The 16,612-nt window shown below is 66.1% G+C and carries 15 protein-coding genes; 3 read left to right on the top strand and 12 right to left on the bottom strand.

The window, feature by feature from the left end:
* Positions 1 to 3 precede the first annotated feature (3 nt).
* From BCEP18194_RS25585 to BCEP18194_RS25570, 4 genes are all read right to left on the bottom strand, one after another.
* Entirely contained in the window at positions 4 to 1,599 is a 1,596-nt protein-coding gene (locus BCEP18194_RS25585) for a DHA2 family efflux MFS transporter permease subunit (RefSeq protein ID WP_011354168.1), read from the bottom strand.
* Positions 1,596 to 2,879: a glycosyltransferase gene (locus BCEP18194_RS25580; RefSeq protein ID WP_011354167.1), complete on the bottom strand. Its 1,284-nt coding sequence runs from the start codon at positions 2,877 to 2,879 to the stop codon at positions 1,596 to 1,598. The genes BCEP18194_RS25585 and BCEP18194_RS25580 overlap by 4 nt, the downstream gene beginning before the upstream one ends.
* A gap of 17 nt (positions 2,880 to 2,896) precedes the next feature.
* On the bottom strand, positions 2,897 to 3,466 hold the full coding sequence (locus BCEP18194_RS25575) for a methyltransferase family protein (RefSeq protein ID WP_011354166.1): 570 nt from the start codon (positions 3,464 to 3,466) through the stop codon (positions 2,897 to 2,899).
* Between the two features lie 67 nt (positions 3,467 to 3,533).
* On the bottom strand, positions 3,534 to 4,436 hold the full coding sequence (locus BCEP18194_RS25570; RefSeq protein ID WP_011354165.1) for an alpha/beta fold hydrolase: 903 nt from the start codon (positions 4,434 to 4,436) through the stop codon (positions 3,534 to 3,536).
* A gap of 720 nt (positions 4,437 to 5,156) precedes the next feature.
* Between BCEP18194_RS25570 and betI the strand changes: the two genes are divergently transcribed.
* The 3 genes from betI to betA are packed head-to-tail and all read left to right on the top strand — an operon-like array spanning position 5,157 to position 8,969.
* Positions 5,157 to 5,741, top strand: coding sequence for a transcriptional regulator BetI (gene betI, locus BCEP18194_RS25565; RefSeq protein ID WP_011354164.1), 585 nt, complete (start codon positions 5,157 to 5,159; stop codon positions 5,739 to 5,741).
* Positions 5,742 to 5,773: 32 nt separating this feature from the next.
* Positions 5,774 to 7,243 carry a betaine-aldehyde dehydrogenase gene (gene betB / locus BCEP18194_RS25560; RefSeq protein WP_011354163.1) on the top strand — a complete coding sequence of 490 codons (1,470 nt, stop codon included), beginning with the start codon at positions 5,774 to 5,776 and terminating at the stop codon, positions 7,241 to 7,243.
* A gap of 25 nt (positions 7,244 to 7,268) precedes the next feature.
* Complete coding sequence (gene betA, locus BCEP18194_RS25555; protein WP_011354162.1) at positions 7,269 to 8,969, top strand: choline dehydrogenase; 1,701 nt, start codon at positions 7,269 to 7,271, stop codon at positions 8,967 to 8,969.
* A gap of 84 nt (positions 8,970 to 9,053) precedes the next feature.
* Here the strand turns inward: betA and BCEP18194_RS25550 are convergent, their stop codons facing one another.
* From BCEP18194_RS25550 to BCEP18194_RS25515, 8 genes are all read right to left on the bottom strand, one after another.
* Positions 9,054 to 9,638 carry a dual specificity protein phosphatase family protein gene (locus BCEP18194_RS25550; protein WP_011354161.1) on the bottom strand — a complete coding sequence of 195 codons (585 nt, stop codon included), beginning with the start codon at positions 9,636 to 9,638 and terminating at the stop codon, positions 9,054 to 9,056.
* Positions 9,639 to 9,651: 13 nt separating this feature from the next.
* Positions 9,652 to 10,146 (bottom strand): hypothetical protein, encoded by a 495-nt coding sequence (locus BCEP18194_RS25545; RefSeq protein WP_011354160.1) that lies wholly within the window; start codon positions 10,144 to 10,146, stop codon positions 9,652 to 9,654.
* On the bottom strand, positions 10,143 to 11,285 hold the full coding sequence (locus tag BCEP18194_RS25540; protein WP_041493191.1) for an MGDG synthase family glycosyltransferase: 1,143 nt from the start codon (positions 11,283 to 11,285) through the stop codon (positions 10,143 to 10,145). The genes BCEP18194_RS25545 and BCEP18194_RS25540 overlap by 4 nt, the downstream gene beginning before the upstream one ends.
* A 499-nt stretch (positions 11,286 to 11,784) precedes the next feature.
* Positions 11,785 to 12,876, bottom strand: a complete 1,092-nt coding sequence (locus BCEP18194_RS25535) for a hypothetical protein (RefSeq protein ID WP_011354158.1) — start codon at positions 12,874 to 12,876, stop codon at positions 11,785 to 11,787.
* Between the two features lie 235 nt (positions 12,877 to 13,111).
* The gene (locus tag BCEP18194_RS25530; RefSeq protein WP_011354157.1) at positions 13,112 to 13,615 is read right to left on the bottom strand and encodes a hypothetical protein; all 504 of its coding nucleotides are present in this window, start codon (positions 13,613 to 13,615) and stop codon (positions 13,112 to 13,114) included.
* A gap of 181 nt (positions 13,616 to 13,796) precedes the next feature.
* Complete coding sequence (locus BCEP18194_RS25525) at positions 13,797 to 14,300, bottom strand: hypothetical protein (protein ID WP_011354156.1); 504 nt, start codon at positions 14,298 to 14,300, stop codon at positions 13,797 to 13,799.
* Positions 14,301 to 14,421: 121 nt separating this feature from the next.
* Positions 14,422 to 15,246, bottom strand: a complete 825-nt coding sequence (locus tag BCEP18194_RS25520) for an OmpW/AlkL family protein (protein WP_011354155.1) — start codon at positions 15,244 to 15,246, stop codon at positions 14,422 to 14,424.
* 73 nt (positions 15,247 to 15,319) lie between these two features.
* Positions 15,320 to 16,573, bottom strand: coding sequence for a DUF2957 domain-containing protein (locus tag BCEP18194_RS25515; protein ID WP_011354154.1), 1,254 nt, complete (start codon positions 16,571 to 16,573; stop codon positions 15,320 to 15,322).
* Between the last annotated feature and the right edge of the window lie 39 nt (positions 16,574 to 16,612).

The following is a 16,612-nucleotide window of genomic DNA, read 5'->3' as shown; positions in this document are numbered from 1 at the left end:
TCCTCAATGCCCGAACGACGCCGCCGCGCCGCGTTTCGGCCGCGTCAGCCACATCAATGCCGCGAGTGCGAGACACGTCATGCTCGCCATCCAGAACATGTCGTTGGTCGCCATCATGTAGGCCTGCTGCATCACGACCTGGTGCAGCGTCGTCAGCTCGCGCACACCGTCGACGCCCATCGCGTTCAGCGTGTGCACGAAGCGCTGCGTGTTCGCCGATGCATGCGTGACGGATTGCGACACGACGTCGTAGTGATAGGTCGCGCGGTTGTCCCACAACGTCACGCTCATCGCGGTGCCGAACGCGGCGGACAGCGTGCGCAGGAAGTTCGACAGGCTCGACGCGGCCGCGAGCCGGTCGTCCGGAATGCGCGACAGCGTCGCGGCGGTCAGCGGAATGAAGAAGCACGGCAGCCCGATCCCCTGGATCAGCCCCGGCGCGGCGATCTGCGCGAACGTCATCTTCAGCGTGAAATGCGCATCCCACGCGAGCACGGCCGCGAACACGAGGAAGCCGAAGGTCGCGAGCACGCGCGCGTCGAAGCGATGCGCATGGAGACCGACGAGGATCGAGAACACCAGCGCGAGCACGCCGAGCGATGCGGTCGCGAGCCCCGCGTGGAACGCGTTGTAGCCCATCACGGCCTGCATCCACAGCGGGAACACGACGCCGACCACCGAGAAGCTCATCATCCCGAGCGAGATGATCAGCACGCAGAACGAGAACGTGCGATCGCGGAACAGGCTGAGATCGACGACGGGATGCGCCTCGCCCGCTTCCCAGATCAGCAGCGACACGATCGATAACCCTGCGACCACCGCGAGCGTGACGATCAGCGGCGAGCCGAACCAGCCGCGATCGTGGCCGAGATCGAGCATCGCCTGCAGCGAGCCGACGCCGATCACGAGCAGCACGATGCCCGGCACGTCGATCGGGCCGGCCTCGCCGCGCTGCGCGTCGGGGCGCAGCATCGCGGTGCAGACCGCGAACGAGAACAGCCCGATCGGCAAATTGATCAGGAAGATCCACGGCCACGAGAAGTTGTCGACGATCCAGCCGCCGACCACCGGCCCGAAGATCGGTGCGAGCAGCACCGTCATCGCCCACAGCGCGAGCGCGATCGTGCGCTTGTCCGGCGGGAACGTGCGCAGCAGGATCGTCTGCGACAGCGGCACCATCGGCCCAGAAAACAGCCCCTGCAGCGCACGGCAGATCACGAGCACATGCAGGTCGCGCGCGAGCCCGCACAGCAGCGACGTCAGCGTGAACAGCAACACCGCGCCAACGAACAGCCGCAACTCGCCGACGCGGCGCGCGAGCCAGCCCGTCAGCGGCACCGCGATCGCGGCCGCGACCGAATACGAGCTGATCACCCACGTGCCCTGGCTGTTCGATACGCCGAGACTGCCGGAGATCGCCGGCACCGCGACGTTCGTCACGGTCGAGTCGAGCACCTCAATGAAGGTCGCGAGCGACAGCGCGAACGTCAGCAGCGCGAGCCGGATGCCGCGCACCGGTTGCGCGGCCGGCGCGGGGGCCGGCACGTCGAACGCGGACGGCGCGACGGGCCCGTCGTGAAGCGGCGAAGCGGTGCTCATGCGCCGGCCACCGCAGCTTCGGCCCGCGCGGCGGTCTGACTGCGCGCCGGCACGAATCGTTCGATGAAATCGGCCGCAGCGTCACAGCCGTCCCGGTCGGCCGCCAGCCGTGCACGCGTGCGCGCCGCATGCGCGGCAAACGCAGGATCGCCGAGCACGCGCGCGAGCGCCGCGCCGAGACGCGCACCGTCGATCGGGCCGTCGACCCGCACGCCGCAGCCGCTCACGGCGACCCGTTGCGCGTTGTCGAACTGGTCGTGTGCGAACGGCGTGACGACCTGTGCGATCCCGGCTTCGAACGCGAGCGCCGCGGTGCCGACTCCGCCGTGATGCACGAGCGCGCGGCAACGCGGCAGCAGCGTGCGCATCGGCACGAAGCGGCGCACGATCAAACGGACACTGTCCGGCGCCGCATCGTGCGGCGTCAGCAGGATCCCGCGCGCGCCGGTCGCGTGCAGCGCGTCCGCCACCGCGCGCGCGTAGGCCGCGTGATCGACGCGTGTCGAACCGGCCGTGAACACGACCGGGGGTTCACCGGCCGCGAGATACGCATCGAGTGCCACATCGTCTTCAGGGGTCGCAATATCGTTGAACAGCGGGAAACCGCTTTGCAGGTGATTCGACGGCCAGTCCGGCTGCGGCGGCGCGAACCAGCCGGGAAACAGGCACAGCACGCCGTCGGTCGAATGCAGCCAGCGGCCCAGCACGCGCCGCGCGGGCGCGAGCCCGAGATCGCGGCGCACCGCGTTGAGCGCGGGGCCGCACGCGCGATCGAGCACCTGGCGCTCGATCAGCGTCATCAGCGCCGCCTTCACGGGCAGCGGCCAACGCGCGGGAATCGTCAGGCGCGGGTGCGTCGGCGGCGCATGCGCGGACAGCAACGTCGACGGCGATACCTGCACCGACACGTACGGCGTACCGTGCAGTTCCTGCATGAAGCGCGCGGAGAACGCCCACAGCGTGCCGACGAGCACCGTGTCGCCGTCGGTCAGCGCACGCAGCGCGTCGTAATGCGGGCGCAGCGTCGGTGCGATCACCTGCCACAGCGTGCGAAACGATGTGCGCGAATCCCACAACGCGGGGTTCGCCATCGCGGCCTCGTATTCGGCTGCCGTACCGATCGGCACGAACGCGAACCCGCAACGCCGCACGGTCGCCTCGAACGGCGCATGCGTGCAGAACACGACGTCGTGACCGCGCGCCGCGAGCGTGCGCGCGACGCCGAGCAGCGGATGCACGTCGCCCGCCGAACCGATCGCGGTCACGATCATCTTCGCCATCGCGCGCCTCGCGGGGTTCAGTAGAAGCCGGGAATCAGCGCCGCGACTTCGCGGCGGTACTGCGTGTATGCCGGCCCGAAATACCCGGTCAGCCAGCTTTCCTCGACGCGCACCTTGTACGCGAGCGACGCGAACACGAGCAGCACGCCGATCGCGCCACGCCATTCGCCGCCGATCAGTGCGGCGCCGACCAGCGCGATCAGGCAGCCCGTATAGATCGGGTGACGCACGAGCCCATACGGCCCCGTGCGGACGAGCTCATGGTCTTCCTTCAGCGTGACCGATACGCTCCAGTTCGTGCCGAGGTGCAACCGCGCCCACACCGAGAACAACAGGCCGGCCACCAGCACCGCGAGCCCGCACTGCGCCTGCAGGCCGAAGCGCTGCCAGTCCGGCACGAGCGCCTGCCACGACGGATCGGGCAGGATGATCAGCGCGCCGCCGACGATCAGCGGAACCGACTGCAACGTGCGCGAGCGCGACGCTTCCTTGCGCACGGTCGTCTTCACGCCTTGCGACGTGGCGATCCAGTAGGCGAGCCACGCGGCCCACGGTACGACGATGGCGATGGTCTGAACGATATTCACGGCTGGCCTGCCTCGTTGGGATGGGAATTCGGGAGCGCCGCGCGGTCCGCACGCACGGCGTGCGGCGTCACGACGACAGCGCGTGCATCGGTGCGGGCGCGCACGCCTGCGCGGCGGCAAGCGCGATGCCGGCGGCGAGCGACGACCCGCCGCAGAAAAAATCGAGCAACGCCGAGCGCGTGTATTCGCGCTGCGCGCGGCCTTCGATGTCGAGGAAGTGGCCGGCGTCCGGCACCGTCGCGAACCGTGCGCGCGGCACGTGCGCGCCGAGCTGGCGCACGTCGGCGGGCGTCGTGTATTCGTCGCGCTCGCCGTTCAGGAACAGCAGCTCGCAGCCGATGTTCGAGAACTCGCTGAAGTAGCGCTCGGGCTGCAGCGACAGGATCTGGTCGACGTGGAACGCGACCTGGTCCTGCTCGTCGCGCGGCAGGCGCGTGAGATAGCGGTAGTTGTACAGCTTCATGATGCGCGGCAGGTAGCGGCCGACGGTGTCGTTCAGCAGTTGCGCGGCCTTCAGGTTCTCGCCGGCCGCGATGTGGTCGCGGGCGCGCGTCACGTAGTCGACCATCGCGTCGTTCAGGAACGGCGAGAACGAACAGATCGCCGCGCGCCGCACGCTCGGGCAGCCGCGTGCGAGCGCGAACAGCGACGCGACGCCGCCCCACGACACCGACACGAGGTACGCCGGCGCGAAGCGCTCGACCAGGTGCTGCAGGATCGCGGCTTCGTCGTCTTTCGTCAGGATGAAGCAGCCCGGGTTGTGCTGGCGCGACTGCCCCGCATACGGCAGGTCGAAGCAGATCGTGTTGATCCGCTCGCCGAGATACTGGACGGTCTGCCCGAACGACGCGGTCGTCGCGAGGGCACCGTTGACGAGCATCGCCGTGTCGAACGCCGGGTCGAACACGTTCCGTTCGACGTAGACCTTCAGACCATTCGGCAGCGGGACCACGTGTTTTTCGGTCAGCATCGTCGTTCTCCGGTGGATGCGGCGTCTCGACGTCGCGGCATGCTGCAGGTGCGCAATGACTGCGCCGGTTTTAGCGCGCAATCCGAATCGCGCTGTTGGCCAATGCACCGCGGCAATACCGGCGGCATCGATTCATTCCTCGTAGTGCGGCGCCATACTAATACGGACAATATTACTGACTCAAGTCATTCCAACGATACCCTCTACTCGGTCAGGAAATGCGGCAGATTCAAATTATTCCCGGATTTTTTATGGTAAGCAGAATTCCTTCGAGGGTGATCGCAATCGTTTGCGGAGCCGCAGTCGATCCCCGTTTAATCCCAATATATCCATTCATAATCAATACGTTATGTAGTTTCATTCGCTTATTTAAAACGGATTTCCATGAATGAATCGTGACGTCGTTTCGCGAACCGACTTCCGTGCTTAACCGAATATCACACAGCTCAATACTCTTTCATTCCGTAATCGCATCGACACTCGCAACGATTAACCGGATTGATCGCTCTCTTCAGAAAGCGTTTTAAACAAACTCCAGCATTTTTAATCATCTTTCAATTATTTTTCCGCACCTGCACAACGTGCGATCGAGGGCCTCGTTCACCGGCCGGGAACCCGCCTCCGCCGTCAGACCCCGATTTTTTGTTGATTGAACGATCAATAAAAAACCGCTAAGCTCTCGACTTCCATGGACGGCCCGTCCGGGCGAAAGGAGTCGCGATGCCGAAAGTCGGAATGCGGGAGATTCGCCGCGCACAGTTGATCGACGCCACGCTGCGGTCGATCGACGAAGCGGGCCTGCCCGGCACGACGCTCGCATCGGTCGCGCAGCGCGCGAACATCTCGACGGGCATCGTCAGCCACTACTTCGGCGACAAGGACGGCCTGCTCGAAGCCACGATGCGGCACGTGCTGCGCGACCTGTGGTCGGCCACCACGCACCGCCGCGTGGCGGCACGCAAGGATCCGCGCTCCCGGCTGCGCGCGATCGTCGCCGCAAACTTCGACGACACGCAGGTCAGCGCGCCCGTGATGAAGACATGGCTCGCGTTCTGGTCGCAGAGCATGCACGACCCGATGCTCAAGCGCCTGCAGCATGTCAACACGCGGCGCCTCCATTCGAACCTGTGCGCCGAATTCGCGAAGGCGTTGCCGCGCACCCAAGCACGCGAAGCCGCCAGCGGCCTCGCCGCGCTGATCGACGGCCTGTGGCTGCGCGGCGCACTCGCCGGCGGCCCGATCGACACCCGGGCTGCATTGAAGCTCGCTCACGATTACATCGACCTGCTGCTCGCGTCCGACTGACGCGTCACGCAGTCGCCCTCAAGGAGATCCTCATGTCCGTATTCGGTTTGCAGCGCCTCTACATCGGCGGCGGTTACGTCGACGCCACGAGCGGCAAGACTTTCGACACCTTCGATCCCGCCACCGGCGAACTGCTCGCGCAGGTGCAGCAGGCCAGCGCAGCCGACGTCGACCGCGCGGTCGCGTCCGCCCAGGAAGGCCAGCGCGAATGGGCCGCGATGACCGCGATGCAGCGCTCGCGCATCCTGCGCCGCGCCGTCGACCTGCTGCGCGAGCGCAACGACGAGCTCGCCGCACTGGAAACGCGCGACACGGGCAAGCCGATCGGCGAGACGCTCGCGGTCGACATCGTCACCGGCGCGGACGTGATCGAGTACTACGCGGGCCTCGCGACCGCGATCGAAGGGCTGCAGGTGCCGCTGCGCGCCGAGTCGTTCGTCTACACGCGCCGCGAGCCGCTCGGCGTGTGCGCGGGCATCGGCGCGTGGAACTACCCGATCCAGATCGCGTGCTGGAAGACGGCCCCCGCACTCGCGGCCGGCAACGCGATGGTGTTCAAGCCGAGCGAAGTCACGCCGCTCACCGCGCTGAAGCTCGCGGAAATCTATACGGAAGCCGGCGTGCCGGCCGGCGTGTTCAACGTCGTGCAGGGCGACGGCTCGGTCGGCGCGCTGCTGACGGGCCACCCTGACATCGCGAAGGTGTCGTTCACCGGCGGCGTCGAAACCGGCAAGAAGGTGATGTCGCTGGCCGGCGCGTCGTCGCTGAAGGAAGTGACGATGGAACTCGGCGGCAAGTCGCCGCTGATCGTGTTCGACGACGCGGATCTCGACCGTGCGGCCGACATCGCGGTGACCGCCAACTTCTTCAGCTCGGGCCAGGTCTGCACGAACGGCACGCGCGTGTTCGTGCACCGCTCGATCAAGGACGCATTCACGCAGCGAGTACTCGAACGCGTGAAGCGCATCCGCGTCGGCAAGCCGACCGATGCCGATACCAACTTCGGCCCGCTCGTGTCGGCCGCGCAGCTCGACAAGGTGCTCGGCTTCATCGAAAGCGGCAAGGCGGAAGGCGCGAAGCTGCTCGCGGGCGGCACGCGCCTCACCGACGGCCACTTCGGTAGCGGCCAGTACGTCGCGCCGACCGTGTTCGGCGATTGCCGCGACGACATGAAGATCGTCCGCGAGGAAATCTTCGGGCCGGTGATGAGCATCCTCGATTTCGAATCGGAGGACGAAGTGATTGCCCGCGCGAACGACACGCACTACGGCCTGGCGGCCGGCGTCGTGACCGAGAACCTGTCGCGCGCGCACCGCACGATCCATCGCCTCGAAGCCGGCATCTGCTGGATCAACACGTGGGGCGAATCGCCGGCCGAGATGCCGGTTGGCGGATACAAGCAATCCGGTGTCGGACGCGAGAACGGCATCACGACGCTCGAGCACTACACTCGAATCAAGTCGGTGCAGGTCGAGCTCGGCCGCTACAACCCGGTGTTTTGAGAATCACGAAAGGAGACTGACCGTCATGACGACACGCGAATACGACTACATCATCTGCGGCGCAGGTTCCGCGGGCAACGTGCTCGCAACGCGCCTGACGGAAGATCCGGACGTGACGGTGCTGCTGCTCGAAGCCGGTGGCCCCGACTACCGCTTCGACTTCCGCACGCAGATGCCGGCCGCCCTCGCCTACCCGCTGCAGGGCCGCCGCTACAACTGGGCATACGAAACCGACCCCGAGCCGCACATGGACAACCGCCGGATGGAATGCGGCCGCGGCAAGGGGCTCGGCGGCTCGTCGCTGATCAACGGCATGTGCTACATCCGCGGCAACGCGCTCGACTACGACAACTGGTCGACGCACAAGGGCCTCGAGAACTGGACGTATCTCGACTGCCTGCCGTACTTCAAGAAAGCCGAAACGCGCGACGTCGGCCCGAACGACTACCACGGCGGCAACGGCCCCGTGTCGGTCACGACCAGCAAGCCGGGCGTGAACCCGCTGTTCGAGGCGATGGTCGATGCAGGCGTGCAGGCCGGCTATCCGCGCACGGATGACCTGAACGGCTATCAGCAGGAAGGCTTCGGCCCGATGGATCGCACCGTCACGCCGAAGGGCCGTCGCGCCAGCACCGCGCGCGGCTACCTCGACCAGGCGAAGGTGCGGCCGAACCTCGAGATCGTCACGCACGCGCTCGCCGATCGCATCCTGTTCGACGGCAAGCGCGCGTCGGGCGTCACGTACCTGCGCGGCAGCGAACGCGCAACCGCGCATGCGCGGCGCGAAGTGCTCGTGTGCAGCGGCGCGATCGCATCGCCGCAACTGCTGCAGCGCTCGGGCGTCGGCCCCGGCGCGTGGCTGAAGGAACTCGACATTCCCGTCGTGCTCGACCTGCCTGGCGTCGGCCAGAACCTGCAGGATCACCTGGAGATGTACATCCAGTACGAGTGCAAGGAGCCGGTCTCGCTGTATCCGGCCCTCAAGTGGTGGAACCAGCCGAAGATCGGCCTCGAATGGATGCTGAACGGCACCGGCCTCGGCGCAAGCAACCACTTCGAGGCAGGCGGTTTCATCCGTACGCGCGACGACGATCTGTGGCCGAACATCCAGTATCACTTCCTGCCTGTTGCAATCAACTACAACGGCTCGAACGCGATCGAGATGCACGGCTTCCAGGCGCACGTCGGCTCGATGCGCTCACCGAGCCGCGGCCGCGTGAAGCTGCGCTCGCGCGATCCGAACGACCATCCGAGCATTCTGTTCAACTACATGGCGGAAGCACTCGACTGGCGCGAGTTCCGCGACGCGATCCGCGCGACGCGCGAGATCATGCGGCAGCCCGCGCTGGATCGATATCGCGGCCGCGAGCTGAATCCGGGTGCGGACTGCAAGTCCGACAAGGAACTCGACGCGTTCGTGCGCGCCCGCGCGGAGACCGCGTTCCATCCGTCGTGCTCGTGCAAGATGGGTTACGACGACATGGCCGTGGTCGATGAAGAAGGCCGCGTGCACGGGCTGGAAGGGCTGCGCGTCGTCGACGCGTCGATCATGCCGATCATCACGACCGGCAACCTCAATGCGCCGACGATCATGATCGCCGAGAAGATCGCGGACAAGATTCGCGGGCGCAAGGCGCTTGCGCGGGTGGATGTGCCTTACTTTGTTGCGAATGGGGCGATGGCTCGTAACATCGCGAAGGCGGTGCGGCAGCCGGAGACGGTCTGACGACGGCGGGCGTGCTGCCCGCTCATCAATGGACTGACGAAACGCCGCCGACAGTGATTGTCGGCGGCGTTTTTCATGGGTTCGTCAGCCGCTGTTCACTTCCCGCTTCAAACGCTCGACGTCGACGTTTTTCAGGTAGTTCGTAATGTTCTGCCAGATCGGATGGAACCCGTAGCCGCCGTGCTGCAGCTCATCGAGCGCCTGCTCGCGCGTCCAGCCCTGATACACCATCCGGTACAGCGCCGACACGAGCCCCGTACGATCTGCGCCGTGCTGGCAGTGGATCAGCACCGGGCCGTCCTGGTCGGCCGTGCGCAGCGCCTTCAATGCAGCGACCATGTCCTCATCGCGGATGTCCCACGTGTTGATCCGGATGCGCTGCATCCTGATCTGCGTGCCGGCCAGGATGGTGTCGTCCGCGTGAAACGAACGAAAGCTGATGACCTTGCGGATGCCGAGCTTCTGCAGTTCCGGCACGTCCGAGCGCGACAGCTGGGCACTGCGGTACAGCGTCGGCGTAATGCGATGCAGGTTGTTCACATGCGCATCGGTCACGCTCTGCGCCCATTTGATCGGCCGGGCGGACACCTCGGAGGCCGGGTCCGCGTGGGCCGGCTGCACGAGCCCGGCAAGCGTGACGGCGAGCGCGGCAATGACGGCGATTTTCATGTCGGGTCGGGGATCAATAAAACGCGCGCTTGCGCTCGCGGGAAACAATGAACAGCACGATCGCGGCGGCGCTCATCGTCCAGTAGTCGGTCGGCGCCACGCCCAGCCAGTGGATATGCCACGGCACATTCGCCGGATTGAAGCGGGCCAGGCCATACGCCGGGTTCAGCACGAACCACAGGAAATCCTCGGTCAGCCAGAACACCATGATGCACGCGATGATCCGCGCTTCGACGCGCCACGACCACCGTCCGTTGAACACGGCCGGCAGGTGAAAGAACAGCGCGACGAACGGGAACACCCATGCGTGGTAGCCGGTCATCGGCCGCCCGCCCCAGAAGATGTCGAGCAGCCAGTGATGTTCGATGCGCCACGTCGGCAGGTTGGCGGCCCAACCCGCGCTGCCTTCGATCTGGATCTCCACGTTCGCGAAGAAGTACGCGAGCAACACGACCCACGCGACGACGAACACCGTATGGCGCGTCGGCACAAAACGCGCGACGCTCATGCAGCCGGCTCCAGACCCAGCACGCGATCGAGCACGAACCGGCCGGCCAGCGGCCGCCCGAGCGGCGCGAGACGGCGACGCATGTCGGCAAGACGCTCGGGCGTCTGCAGCAACGCGTGGATCCGGTAGACAAGCGCGTCGTCGTCGATCGCCTTCAGCGCAACACCCTGTTCGAGCAGGAAATCCGCATTGCGCTCTTCCTGGCCCGGAATCGGCGAGTTGACGATCATCGGCAGCTGCATCGCGAGACATTCGGACGTCGTCAGGCCACCTGGCTTCGTGATCACGAGGTCGGCACAGGCCATCAGGCGTTCGACCTGCTGCGTGAAGCCCTGCGGAAACAGCCGGCCTGGATGCTGCGCGGCAAGTTCTTGCAACGACGCCAGCATCGCCTTGTTCTTGCCGGCCAGCGCGATCAATTGGAAGTCGGCATCCATCTCGAGCAGGCGCGCGGCCAGCACGTCGAGCCCGCCGAGGCCCGCGCCGCCGGACATCATCAGGAACGTCGGGCGCGCGGGATCGAGGCCGAATTCGGCTGCGCAGGCCGCGCGATCGAGCGGCTGGCCGAACGCCGGCATGATCGGGATGCCGCTGACGTGCACCGTGTCGGGCGCCATGCCGCGCGCATGCATGCGCCACGCGATCTCGTCGTTGGCCGCGAAATAGCCGCGCATGTTCGGCACGACCCACATGCTGTGCAGGTCGAAATCGGTGACCTGCACCCACACCGGCGTATCGACGCGCCCCTTGCGGATCTCGCGCGACAGCAGTTCGGCGGGCAGGAAGTGCGTGCAGATGATCGCGTCCGGGCGCTGTCGTTCGATCTCCGCGAGCAGCGCCCGGCAATTGAGCCGCTCGATCGCGCGCCGGATCTTCTGCGACGGTGCGGCGGGGTCGACCTCGTCGGTCTTCTGGTACAGGTAGCCCCACAGCGCCGGCTGGCTGCTGACGAGCTTGATGTAGAGATCGGTGTACAGCTTGCGGAAGCCGGTGGACACGAAATCCATCACGTCCAGGTGGGTGGCTTCGATGCCGGCGGGATGGTGGTCGGCGAACGCGCGGATCGCTTCGGCCGCTCGGGTATGGCCGGCGCCGGCACTGACGCTCAGGAGGAGGATCTTCTTGTTTTGCTTTGACATCTGACTGACCGTTTCGATGAAGGTGGTCCGGAGGCGGGTTCGCAGCGGCGCTCTCACGCGGCGGCTGTTTGCGTCCGGCTTACAACAAGCTTGGCAGATCTTCGACGGTGCGGGCGGGCGGTTACAGCGAAGCGATCGCCGGCATCGACTGCGGAATCATACTGCGTTCGGTCGACGGTGCCTGGATCGGGGGTGGCGCGAAGCGGTCGGGCGGTCGGGCGGTCGGGCGGTCGGGCGGTCAAGCGGTCAGGCGGTCAGGCGGTCAGGCGGTCAGGCGGTCAGGAAGGATAGATGGCGTGGAAGGCGTGGCGCGCGGCCGGTGTGGACGCCGACGGCACGACGGCCCGGCGCGTCGCCGCCTGACGCCCATTCACGCGTGCGAACGGGACTAGGCATTTCGGCTCACGCAAGGACGATCGTGCCGGATTCGTTTGGAATCCTTGCGGATTGCTTCGAAAAAAGCGATGCGTCAGCCAGCCTTGTCCCCGTGTTCACCGAATCATGGCGATACACCACCCCGCTTTCGCATCCGCTTCCCGCGGACGATCGGGTTCCATCGCGACGTCAGGCTCATCGCGCCTTGCAGGCGTTCGAACGCGACGTCCTCCTTCGGCCCGAAGCGACTAACCGCCGGCCACGCGAGCACGTGATCGAGCCACACCTGCCACTCGTCACCATGAAAGCGGCGACCGACTTCCCGCACGGCGTCCGGTGCAGCGATCACGATGCCCGCGAGCAAGTAGCAGGCCCAGAAACTGCCCGCACCGACGAGCTGATCGAGTCGGCACACGGACAACGCCGCGAGCAGCCCGTCCACCGACGCGAGATCGGCACGATGCGTGCGGATCGCACGGGCAACGAGGTTATGCTGACCGCCATACGCGGCAACCGAGGCCCCGTCGCCAGCGGCGAGCGCGGCCGAGAACGTCACGAGCGCAGCCATCTCGTCGATGCGCGATGCATCGTCGCGCGGCCCGCACGCGCGCAGCACGATCGCGTCGATGACGGCGCCAGGCATCGCCGACGTTTCTCCACTCGCTGCTGCGACGACGGCCAGCCTTTCTCTCAGGTTCTTCGCTGGCGGCATGTCGTCCCGCGCGCCCTTTTCATGTTCAGTGCATTCACCGTCATCGCCCCCGTTGCATTCGACACCGCCGGCAATCCGCTCGAGCGCGGCCCAGCCGACATCGGGATCGTCGAATGCGCATGCCTCGATCACACCGTGCGCGGTGTCGAACACGGCGCGCGAGCCGGGGCAGCTGCGTTCGGCTTCGGCGAGTTGCTGCATCGACGGCACATGCGAGCATGCACCGCGCGGGTCACTCAGATCGCATGCGCAAATGCCGCCGTCCGAGGCGATCCACGGCGCGAGCCGTTGAAGAATCGCCGCCGCGTCTCGGGACAGGTTCGCGCCAGCCCGCATGCGCATCGCGTGCGACGCGATGACGGTCGTGTCGTCGGCGTCACCCGCCTCCGCCGCGCAAGCGGCAGCATCGAGATGTTCGATCAGGTACTGCAGCCACGCGGCCGTGCGCAGCCGGTCAGGCGTCGCGCCGCGGGCATCTCCATACTTTTCTGGATCGGTAAGCATGGGTCTTCCGGGATAGTTCTGGCCAATTGGAATTGTGTTGTTTCAATCGAATCGGACAGCGCGGCACGCCGCGCCAGCCCTGCCTGTCCACCCGGATCGGATCGCGACACGGGTGGTCAGCCGGCCGTCGCGCCGATACGCGCGACGACACGATTGCATCGAGAAACGGGGCGTCCGTCATCCATATCGCACGGCCCTCGTGCGCCACGGGCCCCCGCATCGATTCGCGACGCTCTTACTGCACGTGGAGCTTCGGCGACACCGTGAGCGGTCCGGAAAACTTGCAATCCGGTGTCAATTCAGCATTACTGAAAGTCAGTAACGAATTCGAATTGCTCCATGTCGCCACGATCTTGCTCGGCCCGCACCCTCCAAGCACCTTGAAGTCCACCTGCGCGTTGTTGATCGAAAGCTGTGTCGCGCTGTCCACCTGTCCTGTCCATGGCGACGAGCCGCTCGCGCTGCCGCTGACCAGTTGACACACGCTGCCCCCGTTGAACTGCACCGACGCGACATTGACGATACCGGCCGGCGTAATCGTTCCGTTGAACGTCACGGAGCAGTTCGCGATGATCTGCTTTATGGAGAGCGCTGTCAGCCCCGCCGCCGAAAACGGCTCACCGTTCGGATTCATCGGCTGGCCGTCCGCGCGCGATACGGTCACCGCAAAAGCAGGCGCGGCCGAAACCGCGGTAAATACCACTGCAGCAACAAGCGATGCAATTTGACGAATTTCCATTTGTACGGCCCTCTCTCTTGATCTATGGCGGCCTTACACGAGACACGCGACCGCTCTGCAGCCTGAATCCGGCCGCCGCGCCGATACACGCGACGGCACGAACCCATCGAAACCGCGGAAACCCGCCGCACATACCGCACGGCCCTCGTGCGCGGCGGGTACCCGCTTCGATCAGCAACGCTTACTGCACGTGGAACTTCGGCGACGTCGCGACCGTGCCGCCCACCGTGCAATCCGGCGTCAGCGTGGCATTGTTGAACGTCAGCGACGAGTTCGGATCGCTCCACGTCGTCACGACCTTGCTCGGCCCACAGGTACCGAGCAGCGTGACGTTCACCTTGACGTTGTTGATCGTCAACTGCGTCGTGCTGTCGGCCTGCCCCGTCCACGGCGACGTGCTACTAGCGCTGCCGTTGATCAGCCCGCACGTCGCAGCGCCCGCGAACGTCGTCGACGTGATATTGACGATGCCGGTCGACGTGATCGTGCCGTTGAAGGTCGCGTTACAGGTTGCACTGATCGATCCCTTGCTGAGGTTCGTGAGCCCGGTCGCCGAGAACGGCTCGCCGTTCGGGTTCATCGGCTGGCCGTCCGCCCGCGTAACGGTGACAGCGAAAGCAGGCGCGGCCGAAACCGCGGTGAAAGCCACTGCAGCAACAAGCGATACGATTTTGCGAATGCTCATTTGAACTGCCCCCTCTCTTCACTAATGGCGGCACGCCGCCAGGAACGCGACCTCCCGGCCGGAAAGGTCCGGCCAGCCGGTCGCAGGAAGCCGCCGGCGCGCGTCATGCGCACCGGTCGGCTCAGAACTTGTAGGAAATCCCGACGAACGTGATCAGCGGGTCGGCCTTCAACTTCGTGCGCGTGGTCGCGAGCGTCGAGCCGTCAGCCGCCTTGATTACCAGCGACGAGTAGGTCTTCAGCGGCATGTAGGTCAGCGTCGCCGTTACGCCCCAGTGCTTGTCGATCGCATAGCTCGCGCCGACGTTGTAGACGGGCGTGAACGACGACGACGCCTTGCCCTCCACCGACGTCGCGCCGGGCTTGCCGGCGCCGGCCGCGAGCACGCTGCCGAGGTTCTCGTTGATGTCCTTCGCGAAGTTGCCGTTCAGTTCGATGTTGCTGAACCAGCTGTACGCCACGCCGATCCCGACGAACGGGCGGAACCGCGCCGTCGACGAATTGAAGTAGTACTGCAGAATGATCGTCGGGCTCCACTGCCGTGCGTTCTTCACCGCCGGCTGATTCGCCGGATCGTCCATGTTGACGCTGCCGAGCGCACCGGCCGGGCCGGGCGGCCGGATCGAGCCGTGCCCGGTCAGCGTGAACTCGGGCGGTACGCCGAGCACCGACGTCACCGCGATATGGTCGGTGAAGAAGTGCGTGAGCGTGAGGCCGACGGTATCGGCGTTGTTGACCGTCAGGCTCGTGCCCGGCGACGTGAACGACCCAGGCAGGCGCAGCGGCCCGTTGATCGGCATGCCGGCAAGATTCGTCGTCAGCCCGTTGGTCGAATCCTGCGGCATGATGTGCAGCCAGCCCAGCGTCGCGACGTTGTCGCCCGCCTGCTGGGCCGATGCGAGCGTCGACACGCCTGCGACGACACCCGCGACAATCAGCTTCTTCATGAAGTCTCCCCTCATTCTGTCCGGGCGCCGCGCACCTGCGCGCGGCGCCACCGTGTCTCCATCCAGGCGTGCGTCACTGCACGAATGCGCCGACCGTGAAGTACGGGTTGCTCGTATCGTTCATGTCGAGGAACCCGAATACGCCGCCGGTGAACACGAACTTGCCGGTCGCCGGCCCCGACGCCGCGTCCGCATGCACGGTCGTCACGACGCCCGGCATCTTCTGCGTGTAGTCGAGGTTCAGCGCACGCGTGAGCGCGGCCTGCGACGCATTGAACGGATCGAGCAGCGTGGCCTGCGCGCCGACGAGCGCGGTCGCGCGGTAGTTGAACGCGCTGTCGACACCCGTGTATTCGCCGTTCTGCGAGCCTTGCGCGATCGCCGTCTGCGGGCTCAGGAGCGAGATGCCCGATTCGTCATCCGCGCTCGGCGGGCCTTGCGTGAGGTCCGCGTTGGCAGCGCCGGTGCGGATGAAGATCGGCACGAGCTGGTTGCGCAGCTTGCCGACGATCAGGATCCCCTTGCCCGCCTTCGCCGGATCGACCGCCGCGAGCGTCGGCGGAATCTGCGGCAGGTAGTTGAGCGACTGGAACGCCGGCGCATCCGGACGCAACGTGAACGGCTGGTTCACGGTCGCGCTCGACGCGAGCGGCTGCCCGCCGTTCTTCTTGCCGAAGTTGTCGGTCTCGACGTAGCTGCCGTCCGCGTTGATCGTGACCTGCTGGTCAAGCGCCACCGGCTGGAAGCTCTGCGACGGCACCTGGTGATAGCCGAGCTGGTTGTACTTGCCGGCGATCTTCGTCAGGTCGGTTTCCAGCGACGAGAAGCTGATGAACGGGTAGTACGGGAACGTCGTCTGCGGAATCTTGCCGACGCCGATCACGCCGTTGAACTGGATCGTCGCGCCGGGAATCGCGCCGCCCAGCACGCCCTCGCCGAGGAACAGCCGCGCGGGCCGGTTCGGGTCGAGGCTCGCGTTCTGCATCCGGAACGTGCACTGGTTCAGCTTCACGGTCGGCAGCCCCGTTTCGTCCGCGAGCGTGCCGTCGACCACGTTGGCCGGCGCCGTGTCGCGCGTCGGCTGCACGGTGCCCGTGGTGGTCGGCACCGGCGATGCGAGATACGTCATCCGGTACGTCATCTTCGTCGTGTCGAGCTGCACCTTCACCAGTTCGCCCGAACCGGAGCCGCCGATGAACACCGTGTTGTAGTCGATCGTCTGCGGGCACAGCCGGACCACCGGTGCGGGCGGCGGGTCGCCGTCGCCGCCGCAGGCGGCCAGCACGGGCGCGAGCGACACCGCAGCCATCCAATTCTTCACATTCATAGGAATCCTCTTTAATTTCGCTTCGCCGGCGGCGACGCG

The sequence above is a fragment of the Burkholderia lata genome, from assembly GCF_000012945.1.
In the GTDB taxonomy this organism is placed as follows: Bacteria; Pseudomonadota; Gammaproteobacteria; order Burkholderiales; family Burkholderiaceae; genus Burkholderia; species Burkholderia lata.
Note: the sequence above shows the minus strand (reverse complement) of the source record. Positions and strands in the feature narration are given on the sequence as shown.